At 58.7% G+C, this 12182-nt stretch carries 9 protein-coding genes, 7 pseudogenes and 1 other annotated feature; of the genes and pseudogenes, 4 read left to right on the plus strand and 12 right to left on the minus strand.

The annotated features are described in order from the left end of the window. Positions 1 to 228: 228 nt before the first annotated feature. The 3 genes and pseudogenes from P9A16_RS30995 to P9A16_RS31005 form a co-directional block, all read right to left on the minus strand. A pseudogene (locus tag P9A16_RS30995) lies at positions 229 to 942 on the minus strand (IS701 family transposase); the annotation flags it as partial. Between the two features lie 544 nt (positions 943 to 1486). Beyond that, the gene (locus P9A16_RS31000) at positions 1487 to 1801 is read right to left on the minus strand and encodes a hypothetical protein (RefSeq protein WP_037405227.1); all 315 of its coding nucleotides are present in this window, start codon (positions 1799 to 1801) and stop codon (positions 1487 to 1489) included. A 141-nt stretch (positions 1802 to 1942) separates the two neighbouring features. Then, positions 1943 to 2545, minus strand: a pseudogene (locus P9A16_RS31005) (IS630 family transposase); the annotation flags it as partial. Between the two features lie 219 nt (positions 2546 to 2764). Between P9A16_RS31005 and P9A16_RS31015 the strand changes: the two are divergent. Then, positions 2765 to 2899 (plus strand): annotated as a pseudogene (locus P9A16_RS31015) (IS701 family transposase); the annotation flags it as partial. On the opposite strand, the gene P9A16_RS31020 reads toward P9A16_RS31015, so the two are convergent. The 4 genes and pseudogenes from P9A16_RS31020 to P9A16_RS31035 form a co-directional block, all read right to left on the minus strand. Next, complete coding sequence (locus P9A16_RS31020) at positions 2883 to 3071, minus strand: PAS domain-containing protein (protein WP_256363697.1); 189 nt, start codon at positions 3069 to 3071, stop codon at positions 2883 to 2885. The pseudogene P9A16_RS31015 and the gene P9A16_RS31020 overlap by 17 nt on opposite strands. Beyond that, positions 3045 to 3317: pseudogene (locus P9A16_RS31025) on the minus strand (PAS-domain containing protein); the annotation flags it as partial. The pseudogene P9A16_RS31025 and the gene P9A16_RS31020, both read right to left, overlap by 27 nt. A 12-nt stretch (positions 3318 to 3329) precedes the next feature. After that, positions 3330 to 3584: a hypothetical protein gene (locus tag P9A16_RS31030; RefSeq protein WP_050746734.1), complete on the minus strand. Its 255-nt coding sequence runs from the start codon at positions 3582 to 3584 to the stop codon at positions 3330 to 3332. A gap of 256 nt (positions 3585 to 3840) precedes the next feature. After that, complete coding sequence (locus tag P9A16_RS31035; protein WP_024270019.1) at positions 3841 to 5325, minus strand: SulP family inorganic anion transporter; 1485 nt, start codon at positions 5323 to 5325, stop codon at positions 3841 to 3843. A gap of 69 nt (positions 5326 to 5394) precedes the next feature. Next, positions 5395 to 5450 (minus strand) — a sequence feature (sul1 is cis-regulatory element that is thought to sense ions involved in sulfur or methionine metabolism; They are found in Alphaproteobacteria). Between the two features lie 85 nt (positions 5451 to 5535). Here P9A16_RS31035 and P9A16_RS31040 point away from each other — a divergent pair. Continuing rightward, positions 5536 to 5913, plus strand: coding sequence for a GFA family protein (locus tag P9A16_RS31040; protein ID WP_037405224.1), 378 nt, complete (start codon positions 5536 to 5538; stop codon positions 5911 to 5913). Positions 5914 to 5978: 65 nt separating this feature from the next. On the opposite strand, the gene P9A16_RS31045 is transcribed toward P9A16_RS31040, so the two are convergent. After that, entirely contained in the window at positions 5979 to 7334 is a 1356-nt protein-coding gene (locus P9A16_RS31045) for a chloride channel protein (protein ID WP_023516470.1), read from the minus strand. 665 nt (positions 7335 to 7999) lie between these two features. Between P9A16_RS31045 and P9A16_RS31065 the strand changes: the two are divergent. Both P9A16_RS31065 and P9A16_RS31070 read left to right on the plus strand, forming a co-directional pair. Next, a pseudogene (locus P9A16_RS31065) lies at positions 8000 to 8341 on the plus strand (IS5 family transposase); the annotation flags it as partial. Continuing rightward, a complete protein-coding gene (locus tag P9A16_RS31070; RefSeq protein WP_245290333.1) occupies positions 8296 to 8688 on the plus strand; it encodes a transposase in 393 nt (130 codons plus the stop codon). The pseudogene P9A16_RS31065 and the gene P9A16_RS31070, both read left to right, overlap by 46 nt. Before the next feature lie 76 nt (positions 8689 to 8764). Here the strand turns inward: P9A16_RS31070 and P9A16_RS31080 are convergent. From P9A16_RS31080 to P9A16_RS31095, 4 genes and pseudogenes are all read right to left on the minus strand, one after another. After that, positions 8765 to 8984: pseudogene (locus P9A16_RS31080) on the minus strand (IS110 family transposase); the annotation flags it as partial. 482 nt (positions 8985 to 9466) lie between these two features. Next, the gene (locus P9A16_RS31085) at positions 9467 to 10300 is read right to left on the minus strand and encodes a DUF3313 domain-containing protein (protein WP_081870489.1); all 834 of its coding nucleotides are present in this window, start codon (positions 10298 to 10300) and stop codon (positions 9467 to 9469) included. 178 nt (positions 10301 to 10478) lie between these two features. Next, on the minus strand, positions 10479 to 11810 hold the full coding sequence (locus P9A16_RS31090; RefSeq protein WP_024270016.1) for a sensor histidine kinase: 1332 nt from the start codon (positions 11808 to 11810) through the stop codon (positions 10479 to 10481). Then, a pseudogene (locus P9A16_RS31095) lies at positions 11810 to 12046 on the minus strand (winged helix-turn-helix domain-containing protein); the annotation flags it as partial. The pseudogene P9A16_RS31095 and the gene P9A16_RS31090, both read right to left, overlap by 1 nt. Between the last annotated feature and the right edge of the window lie 136 nt (positions 12047 to 12182).

Here is a 12182-nt window from a genome sequence, read left to right on the forward strand (position 1 = left end):
ATAAGGTCCCGTCGCTGGGACGCAGGCTTGGCAAGGTCGTGTGTAGTGCTGTGACCGCTTCGGCGAAGCACGCTCCCTAGATTGACCTGTCGGCTTGTTGATCTGATGGCATAGTGTGGCAGTCTTCGTGCTGACCACGGACAGAAGCATGACCCCAGCGACGAGATAATCATTCCGAGGGACTTGACGGACAAAGGCCCATTACAGAAGCACGACTTTGGCAGAATTTTAGAAGAGAGTGGTCGGCGGCAGTGCGGACATCGTGTTGATGGTGGCCGTTCGAGGGCGGCGATGATAGTCGCGCGGATGGCCGGAAGGGTGGGCTGGGGTGGCGGGCCCTGGCTTCTTTTTTTCCCGCTTCGCCTGCTTGAGGCGCCGAGATTGAAGGAAGGCATAAGCAATCATGGTCATGAGCGCGTGCCGATGCAGCCCCGTCCATGATCGTCCCTCGAAGTGGTCGAGCCCGAGTTCCTCCTTCAACTGCTGATGCGCCTGCTCGCGGATCCAGCGCGCCTTGATCGCGCCGGCCAGGCGCTTGAGCGAGGTGTCGGCGGGCAGGTTCGAGAGGTAATATTTGCCCTCTCCATTCGAACGATGTTCGCCGATCAGCCAGGCCTCTTCTCCCGGCAGATGCTGCTGCCCCATGTCGCCGATCCTCTGGGTCGGCCCGTCGGCCACCTTGATCCGCACGGCGGCGAAGCGGGCCTTCAGCGGCCCCTTGGTGCCACGTCGCCAACTCAGCGTGCGCCAGGGCGCGGTCGCCAGCGTCTTCTCCGCCGATACCGACTTTGCGTCGGGCACATGGTTCTTGCGCGGGCGCCCGCGCCCGGCGACGGGACAGATGAGGGCCAGGTCAACCGGATAGACCTTCTGGGTCCCCCCAACGCCCACGGCCCAGGTAAGGCCACGCTCGCTCAGCCCCTGCCGGAAGGGCGCGGAGATCGGCGTCGATCTCGTAAAGGACCCGTCGAAGGCGCTCGAGCTTCCGATCGCCGTCCAGATCCTCTTCGTCGGCATCGAACTCGGCAGCTTCACCGGGAAGGCGTTGAACGACTAAATCACCGATGGCCGGGCTGACTACGTCGGTGCCCGTCAAATCGTCAACGGCACGGACAAGGCCGAGAAAATTGCCGGCTATGCCGTAGCCTTCGAGCGGGCGCTTGTCGCTGCAGGATACAAATCCGCCACCAAACCGGCTTTGCCCGGCGCTGAACCTACCGGCCCGGCAACGAGCTTCCCGATATCGTTGAGCTCGACTGGTGGACGTGGCCGACGAAGTGCGTCCTGCCTGAGGGGCAGTTCATACTGAATACGCTATGGACGATCAGGCCGACGCTGTTTCCCGAGAAGGAAATTAGGGTCCGATCGAATGTGTTCACGGTGTCGCCCTGAAAATCCGCCGGGTGGGAACGTTGATATCGACACTCGAGAACCGCATTCATTTTAGGTGCGTCTACGACAATCTAGATGAACGAAGTAGGGATCACTAATATGCTTGTTGACGAAGGACGCTTTTCTGCTCGGCTTGAGCCGGCGGGAGGCCTGGAGCTTCCTCATCGCGTTGTTGTGGAGCAGAATTAAGGGCCAAAGCGTCGGGAGGATGAAGGATATCCAGGCGGTACCGGAAGGATTCGATCTCGGCGTTTGAGAAGCGTTCCAGATCTTGAAGTATCCACATCGAAATCGCAATCAATTCAGAATCGCTCAGATTCTGATTTTCGTTCTGAATGAGAGGAACCATAGCCACCAGTTCGCAGCTCTGCCCGGATTGATCATAAACTCGTACAAGAAAATTCTGCATAGCTTCCTCCAAATTGGTGGGAAGCGATCCATAATACACGTTTTAGCAGATTTTTTTATTTTTTAATGCGCACAATTGTGTGACTTCACTGACGTGATCGTTTACCATCCAGGCTGCCGTAGAATTTAGAGCACGTCCTGTTCAATCCGGTTCATACCCTGCTGCCCTGAAGTCGTTGGCACATTCGGCGGGTGAGAACTGGTCGAGTATGTCGCCGAGTGCATCCCATAGGGCTTTGATGGTCCGCTCGGCTTTGGCGCGCAGCAGTGCCTTGAGTTTCGAGAAGGCATTTTCGATCGGGTTGAAGTACGGGCTGTACGGCGGCAGGTAAAGCAGGCGTGCTCCTGCCGCCTCGATGGCATCGCGAACACCGGTGATCTTGTGGGCAGGCAAATTGTCCATCACGACGACGTCGCCTGACGACAGACTCGGCACCAGTATCTGCTCGACATAGGTGAGGAACACATTGCCGTTCTTGGCGTTATCGTAGACGAACGGCGCGCTCATGCCCGTCAGTCGCAATGCGCCGGTGAAGGTTGTCGTTCTCCAGTGGCCGTGCGGGATGCCGGCTCTGCAGCGTTCACCGCATGGCGCTCTTCCACGCAGACGCGCCATCTTGGTCGACAGCCCGGTCTCATCGATGAAGACGAGGCGTGCCGGATCGAGGTCAGGCTGGCCGTCGAACCAGGCGCGGCGGCGTTTCAGGATGTCGGGACGGTCCTGCTCCAGCGCGTGGGCGGATTTATTGAATGGCCCACCCATTCCCCCAGCATCGAGTACGATGCTGATATCCAGAAAGCGAAAGGAGCGAGCCAATGTCTATTGCGATCCTCGGGATTGATCTGGGCAAAAACGCTTGCAGCATAGTTGGCGTGGATGCGGTCGGCGCGGTCATTGTTCGCTGAACGATGCGTCGGCAGACGTTGATTGACTACGTTGGCAGGCTTCCGACCTGTGTGGTCGCAACACATGCCGGGCGAGGAAGCCTGGTTGGTTGGCGAATGGCGATCAAAAGACGAGCGTAAATACTACCTGTCCGACTTGCCGGCCGATGCGACATTGAAAGCGCTGGCGGCCGCCATCAAGGCGAGATGGGTTTCCGCGACAACAATTCTTCCGCATCCCAGCCATAGAATTTAGATGCGGCCTGATTTGCGTGCATGATATCCAGATTATCGCCGTCGCACAGCAACATGGGCATCGGATTTGCGTCGAACAACTGGCCAAGCCATTCCTCGCGCTGCTTCAAATCAGTGATGTCGATGCGCATGCCGATAGCGCCGCCGTCGAGCGTTCGGCGGTCGTCGTGCCGGAGCCATCGGCCGTCGCGAAGCTGCTGTTCTTCCTGTGCGGCAGGCAGCCGGAACTTCTCCATGCGCTCGACAAGCCATGTTTCCTTGTCCTCGATGAATTCCCGCATCTCGTCGCCGGCAAGGTTGATCTTCAGTATCTCCTCAAAATGAATGCCCGGCCGAAGATGCCTGGCAATGTCACTGTAGAGTTCTGCATATTTCTGGTTCCAAAGGACCTATCGGCCCTCTGCGTCAAAAACGCAGACCGCTTGAGGCAGCATGTCGAGAATGGATCGCAAGCGGATTTCTGCGACTGGAACTTCTTGTTCCTTTGTCCGCTCGACATCGATGAAAACCGTCATCATTTCGTCGGAGCGGCCCAGCCAGCGCGCGATCCTGACACATGCACGTCTTTCATGGCCTGCGCCGTCTACGATGCGACACAGCGGCATCTCTAACTCAAGCGGCCAATCGGGCAGAAGCAGCTCCATTGGGAGCCCGTCGAATTGATCGCGCGTGTAAAAGAGCCTGCGTGCACGATGGTTCCTGCGGCATCAAAAATAAAAGCTGCAGTTGGACATGCGTCGCGAGATGCATTTGTACCGCGTCAGGCATCGTCACTCCAAACGGTACGGCCTTTTTCAAGGCCGCAATTCCGTTACGGTATCGTGCGAAGGTAACGATGGCGTTGATGGAGCTGAATCCTCATTGCGCGACGGTGGCCGAAGCGTAAGGTGGCCTACGGGCTCAATTTGCCGATCCTGAGAGCGAAGCGTGCTCCTTGTCGTGCAGCGCGAACCGATCAAGCATGTGTGCACTCGCCTCGTTGACGCCGATGACGGCGACCTCGATACCCTGGCACCGGTATTTGAGGACGATTTTGTCGAGCGCGCCGACGGCCGTGATGTCCCACAGATGCGCCTGCGTGACGTCGATAGTCACCTTGCGCAGCGTCTCGGTGAAATCGAACGCCGCCGTGAAGCTTTCCGCCGACGCGAAGAAGATCTGGCCGTCGACATGGTAGGTGCGTTCCGTACCCTCCGCACCCAGCGTCGAGCGCACGTGGAAGAGCTTGGCGACCTTGCCGGCGAAGAACACGCCGGAGAGCAGCACGCCGACGAGTACACCCTTGGCAAGGTCATGGGTGCCAACCACGGTCGCGACCGTTGCCAGCATTACGATGGAGGAAGACAGAGGATTGCGGCGCAGGTCGAGGATCGAGCGCCAGGAAAAAGTGCCGATCGAGACCATGATCATGACGGCGACCAGGGCTGCCATCGGAATGATGCGCACGAGATCGTCCAGCACGAGGATGAGGAACAGCAGGAAGGCGCCTGCGACGAAGGTCGAGAGACGTCCACGGCCGCCGGAGGTGACGTTGATCACCGACTGGCCGATCATGGCGCATCCACCCATGCCGCCGATGAGGCTGGAAGCGATGTTGCTCGCTCCCTGACCGATACATTCCTGGCTCTTGGAACTCGGCGTATCCGTCATGTCGTCCACGATCTGTGCAGTCAGCAGTGATTCCAGCAGGCCGACTGCGGCGAGCGCCATGGAGTACGGGAAAATGATCTGCAGCGTCTCGAAGGTCAGCGGCACCTGGGGCAGTGCGAAGATCGGCAGCGCGGAGGGTAGTTCGCCGAGATCGCCGACCGTGCGCAGGTCCAGGCCGCCCCAATAGGCGACGCCGGTCAGCACGAGGATCGCGACCAGCGGCGACGGGATGGCCTTGGTGACATAAGGGAAGAGATAGATGATCGCGAGGCCCGCCGCGATCATCGCATAGGTCAGCCCCGGCACACCGATCAGCTCCGGCAGCTGCGCCATGAAGATGAGGATCGCGAGTGCGTTGACGAAGCCGGTGATGACGGAGCGCGAGACGAAGCGCATGACGCGGCTGAGCTTCAGAAAGCCCGCACCGATCTGGATGAAGCCCATCAAAAGCGTTGCCGCGAAGAGATATTCCAGCCCGTGCTCCTTGACGAGCGTGACCATCAGAACGGCCGTCGCCGCCGTGGCGGCGGAGATCATGCCGGGCCGGCCGCCGACGAAGGCGGAGACGCAGGCGATGGCGAAGGAGGCGAAGAGCCCGATCTTGGGATCGACGCCGGCAATGACGGAAAATCCGATGGCTTCGGGAATGAGGGCAAGCGCCACTACGATGCCGGAGAGAGTATCGGCGCGAATGTTCGAGAACCACTCACGCTTGTAGGTCGTCAGATTGAACATGAAAAGTCCGCAAGAGTAGTGCATCCAGACCGGATGATGTCCGGCATGTGAACTGGTTTGATGCTTTTGCGTTGTCTGGCGGATCGGCGGCCAGAAGAGCCACCCGGATTTTCACCGGGTCCGGGGTGAATGAACCCCTTATAGAAAATGCTGTGCAGCGGTCAACGGCGATTTGGCATAAGATTTGGTTGAACCTGGGAGAAGGCACGAATGAAACGGAAGGCTACCTGTTCCTGCGGCGCGCTTTCGCTTGTCGCGCAGGGCGAACCGGTGACAGTCTCCGTCTGCCATTGCCTGGAATGCCAGCGCCGGAAAGGCTCCGCTTGCGGGATTGCTGTGTTCTTTGCAATTGGAATGACCGAAGTCGCCAGCATATCTACGGTGTTATCCCGGATCGGCGACCGCGGCAAGCCCGTCGAGTTTCACTTCTGCCCTTCCTGCCGATTCACCCTCTTCTGGGAGCCAGACTTTCGCCCTGGCATGACGGCTTTGGCTCTTGGCTGCTTTGAGGAGAAGGATGGACTGGAGCCAACACAACGCGTCTTTGATCACCATCGGCATCCGTGGGTCATGGTACAGACCTCCTGAGAGCGTTTCCACCTTTCCTCGAAGCGGCGATCACTGTTCGTTTGGCAGGAATTACTCTGACCGGCTCATATGTCAGTCTCTCCGGAGCCTTTTCCGGCCGCCCGCCGCATTCGGATGGCGGCTGCGATAAAGACGCGGGAGAGGCCGTGATAGAGTGGCTCGCGCGAGAGAATACGGGACGTAAGATAGCCGAGCATCGAGACGGCCATGATGGGAATCACCGCCTCGTGGTCGCCCGTCATTTCGAGAATGATGACAAAGGCCGTCATCGGCGCCTGCACGACGCCGGCGAAGTAACCCGCCATGCCAAGCACGGCGGCAAGCGCGATGCTGGTTCCGAGGAGTGAGCCCAATGTGCTGCCGAGGCCCGCGCCAACGGAAAGGGAAGGGGCGAAGATACCCCCCGGAATGCCTGACAGCATCGAAAGGAAGCCAGCGGCGAACTTTTCCAGGAAGAACAAGTGCGGCAGGGCTTCGCCCTGTACGGCGCCCTTGGCCTGCTCATAGCCGGTGCCGAAGGTATCGCCACCCGAGAGCACGCCTATAGCGGCGATGGCCAGTCCGCAGCAGAGAGCCAGCAGCACCATGCGCTTCATCGGCTCGGGCTGTGCCCAGCGTCGGATGCGCTGCCCGAAATGCTGTGCCATGCCACTGAAGATCGCGCCGAGCGCTCCGCCACCGATGCCGCAGGCCAGGACCAGCGCCCAGTCCCGCATCTGAACGGGCGCGACCGACGTCGATCCGAAATAGTGGTAGCTGCCTGAAAGGCCGAGCGCTGCAAGGCCGGAGATGATGACGGCGGCAAGCACGAGACCATTGGTGCGGGCTTCATAGGTGCGGCCCATCTCCTCTATCGCAAAGACGATGCCGGCAAGCGGGGTATTGAAGGCGGCGGCGATGCCGGCAGCCGAGCCCGCGAGAATGAGGCCGCGGGCCTGCGCCATGCCGCCGAAGCGACCGGCGGCCAGCATGATCGAGGCACCGACCTGTACCGTCGGCCCCTCTCGGCCGATGGAGGCGCCGCAAAGAAGACCGAATACCGTCAGGAGAATCTTGCCGAAGGCGATGCGCAGGGACAGCAAGCGGCCGCGATCCTCCTCGTCCTTGAGATGCCGCGCGGCGATTGCCTGGGGGATGCCACTGCCCTGCGCGTTCGGAAGAAAACGCATCGCCAGATAGGCCGAGAGGGCGAAACCGGCCGGGGTTATGAGAAGCGGAATGAGATAATTCCATTCGCCAGCCGTTGTCATGCTTGTGAAGCCGTGCTGAGCGAGGTCGGCAAGCTTGGCGAAGCCGACGCTGACAACCCCGATGGCGAGCGCGCCGCACCAGAAGATGAGGCGCGGACGCCAGAGGGAAAACGAGCCCCAGAAGACGCGGGACCGACGCAGAAGCTTGGATTTGCGATAGAATGCGGGCATCGTCTTGCTTCGATCAAATTTGGCAATGGCGGGCTATCGGCTGGCGGCTGGTCCAACGTGATCGCCGGCCGGCCGGTGCCGCCGGTCTATGAACCCATACCCTACTTCACCCGAATGGCCGAGCGCGAATCCAGGTGATGGGGGTGATGCAGGTTCATTCAAAGGGCGATAGGCCTGAAAATCGCGGCCATTCGGTTTCTGGAATACATCCAGATCGAATTCCGGAAGGATCGCAAGCAGATGGTCGATGATATCCGACTGGATGCCTTCTTAGACGTCCCAGGCCGGTGTCCTGGTGAAACAGTAAACCTCCAGAGGAAGGCTGTGTGCGCTGTAGGTTACCCGAAATCGACGGAGACCATCACTCGGTCGGAAAAAATGTCCAGCAACAGTCGCGACGGGCACGACGCGCTGGCGACCGTCATAGAATTTCTGCACCCCAGCGACGAGCTCATGGTGACTCGGCTCGGCCGATTGGGCCGCGATTGTCGGTCGGGTCACCGCCTCACAGATCGCTTCCGCATCCTTTGCATCGTTCTTCTGCCGCTTCACGTACGGTTTGACGCAAGACGCCGGCATTAGCGTTCGTGGACAAAGGTTGACTGCGGAATCGGTTTTTGATTCAAGGCTTTCATTTGGAGGTAGCCTTGGGCGAACGGATCGGTTTGACGGACGAGGAATGGGCGGTGATCGGCCCGCTTCTTCCCCCCGAGCAAGGACGCGGATGCCGCCCTGCTCAGGACAATCGGCGCTATTTCGAAGGCATGATGTGGATGGCGCGCACGGGTGCGCAATGGCGACACCTGCCTGATGAATACGGCAAGTGGAACAGCGTCTTCCGCCGATATCGACGCTGGGTCGAGACCGGTGTGTTCGAAGCAATGCTCGAAACGCTGGCAGAGATGGTCGAGCGGGATCGAAGCGCCGACATGATCGACAGCACAATTGTCCGGGCACATCATTGTGCGGTCGGCATAAAAAGGGGTCTCAGGAGACCGAGGCGCTTGGTCGATCGCGCGGCGGCTTCACCACTAAGCTCCATGCCCGCTGCGATGCGAAAGGTCGACCGCTCGGCTACGTCCTGACGCCCGGGCAAACGCACGATACCCAAGGCTTTGCGCCCTTGTTCCGCATGATCTCCGATCGGATCGAGGCTTTCCTCGCCGACAAGGGTTACGACGCCGACGCCATTCGCGACGAAATCGCCAGTGCCAAGGTCGAGGCTGTCATCCCTTCAAAAAGCAACAGGCGCGAGCCGATCCCGCACGACAAAGCCAAAATACAAATGGCGCAACCAGATCGAACGGCTCTTCAACAAGCTCAAGAACTGGCGGCGCGTTGCGACCCGCTATGACAAGACCAAAGAATCCTACCTCGGTTTCGTCGCAATCGCCGCAGTCAAACTATGGATACCCTTTGTCCACGAACGCTAATCGAACCTCATGCTCGAGATTAAACAAAACTCGAGCCCAATGATGAGCAGTGGCGCAGGCCTCTATGCCGATCAGACAAGGTGAGAGCTGACTGAAAAAGCTGACGACCTCTGTCCGCCGGAGCTTCCTCCGCAAAACGAAGCCGCCATTTTAATCGACGCCGTAGAGCTGAAGAACGTGCTTAGCGATCAAGGCCGACTGTGGTAAGTTCCTTCATGGACGGTTCTCACGATTGTGGCCTTTGACAGCCACAGTATGGCACAGCGATGCCGGGTGCGGAGGCCGTCCGCCTCATTACTCCATTGGCCCCATGGTTCGTCGCGTGTATGTTGTACGAGGATGGCGTCAGCCAACAGGGCTCGCTGAAGGGCGGTAGACACAATCCGGTCTCAATGCAAACTCAAAATCGGATGCCCGTGCGTCAGATTTGGCGGGATTTTTCCAAGTCGACGCATAAGGGCGCAGGAGGAGAACGCCAGCCGCGTTTCACCGTTTGCCAGCTCACCATAGTCGCCGTATTCGTGAAGAAAGCTACCAACCCGGCAACTCCAGTGTCGTCGCGAGTTGCCTCGACGCCGCCTTTGAGATCGCGACAAAATAGCCTGCTGATTATGGGATGTCCTCGAAAGGGTGGGCCATCACATAATCAACAATACCCTGCCGTCAGTCAGTTCTGACGCAGCAAGATTTTCCCGATCATCATCTCGCATCCGAAGGCATCTGTCTTTTCTCGGTCCATTGCGGTGGAAGACCGTATTTGCCAGCGACTTTTCCAACCAAGCCTGGAGCTCGCCCGAACGCTTCGCATGCAGTATATTTGTGTCTGCCGCCCAGCCAGGATTTCAGTCGATGTCTTGAAGGAACTGAAATGTCCAACATTTTTGGCTCCTTGCCCGTAGTGAGCACTCGGGAAAAGTCACTGGCAAACTTGCTTGCAAGGCCATAGGCGTCGCCTACCTCCGAATAGCGAGGCTTGTCCTGAATGAAGTTCGCTCCGCGGCTCCACATCATCGCCGCGCGCTGGACATTCGAGCTATCGGTTGCTTCGGCCTCTACGGCGAGGCCGCCGAGGCCGAATGGTATGCGCGGTATGCCAACCAGGGGGATATTGCTTGGGATCGCGAAGCCGCCGCCGACGCTGGCGATAGTCGCTGCTGCCGCGACACCCTTGTTAGTCGGGACTATATCGGTGACCACGGAACGGACCGTAAGGTCGGCAGGTCGTCCGGAGGGAACCAGTTGATACTTATCGCTCAACGCCACACACAGTGCACGGTCCATCGCATTGGAAACGAGGAAACGGTCGGCTTGCGACTTGATCCGAGATGCGGCGTCGAAGGAGAAGCTTGTCGGGATGATCCGGACCGTCTTCACTCGTACAAGTTCCTGCCCCTCCACGAAAATCCGCTTCTTGCCCAGCTTGCCCTTTGCGGGGCCGAGCTTGCTGTAGGAGGTAAGCGCTCCACTCTCCTTGATTGGAACCGAAGTGCATCCCGATGCCGCAATGGCGGTTGTCAGGAGCAAGGCTACCATAGATCGTCTTCGGGCCGGACGGTCAAGCAAACGATGATAGAGATGAGGGTTGCTGTTCACTTCATTACTCTCCGACGCTGATCGCGTCGGGGACAGTCTGCGCGGAGGATTGCCGCAGCATTACGAGAAAGCTCCAGCCGCGAAAATCAGGAGCGAGCACTTGCGTACTGCCATCAGCTCAAAGGAAAAGCTTTACAACCGTGCCGCGCCGGTCACTCTGCATCAAAACACGTCCGCCATGGTTGTCGACTATCTGCTTGACAAGGCTCAGGCCTAACCCGGATCCTTCGCTTTTCGGGGTCACCCGATAGAAGGGTTCGAACACCAGTTCTTGATGTTCCTCTGGTATGCCCGGCCCTTGGTCGGCTACCGCAATCGAGCCATCCGCCGAAACCGAAACGGCAATCTCTCCGCGACCCTCACCGTGGTCGATAGCATTGCGGATAAGGTTGCTGACTGCTCTTGCCAGCGCCGGAGCACTACCCTCGCGCTCGAGTTTCACGGTATCGCTCTGGAAGGAAATCAGGAAGCCCGCTGCGATCGCCACGGGGGCGATATCTGCGACCGCTGTCTGTGCCACTACAACCAGATCGACCTTGCCATTCGCTTCCAGCGCCTGATCGTTGCGCTCAAAATCCAAGAGCTGTTCAGCGGTGTCGGCCAGACGCGCAACGTCTTCAAGCAATCGTGAACGTTCCGCTCCTTCGGGCATGCCGTCAATCCGCGTCTGCATGATTGCAATAGGCGTTCTGAGCTCATGGGCCGCGTCGATTAGGAAGCGTTGGCGTTTCTTGGCTTCATTTTCGAGACGATCGAGCGTTCCGTTGAACGCTGTGACGATCGGCGCCACCTCCTTGGGTATGCCGTCGACTGGAAGGCGCGCTCCATGCCGTCGCGGCTCAATCTGCGAAGCCTTGTCCGCCACATCGCTTACGCGTGCAAGTGCGCGTTTGACAATCCGTGGAACGGCGAGAAAAATTGCGGGCAACGACACGACGAGTAGCGAGACATAGATCGGGTATGCCTCTGCTAGGATCGCCACGACCGACGATCCCTTTCCAGCGACGCCACCGAATAAAATCCGCACCTCGCCAAACGGGGTCTTTATGTCGTCGATAGAGGCAATGTCTTTTAGCCCATCGGCTTTGCGGATGTCCGCAGAAACAAACAAGTAGGTAAGTGGCGTGATCGCCGCATAGGGGGCCGGGACGGTGCCGCGGGACACAGAAGCGCCGTCTGTGCCGGCTGCTACAATCCAAAGTTCGCTGTTCTCCGCAAACAAGGCTTGCAGCTGCAGTGTATCTTTCAGTTCCAGGCTCCCTTGCCCATTTCGTGAGATCGCCTGCCTGACCGCTGATTTGATTTCCCTCTCCATCGCAATGTTAGGAGAAAGCACCATAGTGGCATAAACAGACAGTCCAACGAAAACCACACCGATGACAACAGTGATCACAACGCTGAGCTGCCAACTCAGCCTCCACCAAAGCGAACTGCTGGGCGGTGAGCGCATTATTCTTCCTTCAACAGGTATCCGACACCACGAATATTATGGATCGTTACCCTAGCGCCAGCATCCAGTAGCTTCTTCCGGAGCCTGGAAATATGGGCGTCGAGAGCATTCGATTGAATTTCTTCCTCGTAATTGTAGACAGCCTCTTCCAGCGCTGAGCGCAAGACTGTCTTGCCCTTCCGCTTGGCCAGCGCCTGAAGCACCAGGAGTTCGCGCCTTGGCATATCGAGACAAGTATCGTCGATCTTGACGGTTATACGCCGCCTCGCTGACCTCGACTCTTTGGCCTTCCCAAAGTGCGGTGAATCTGAATCTCTGGTGCAAACCGGAGGTCTGCGATGCGATCAGGGATTTCATTACGCGAAGATTTTG

The organism is Shinella sp. 838 (assembly GCF_029623935.1).
In the GTDB taxonomy this organism is placed as follows: Bacteria; Pseudomonadota; Alphaproteobacteria; order Rhizobiales; family Rhizobiaceae; genus Shinella.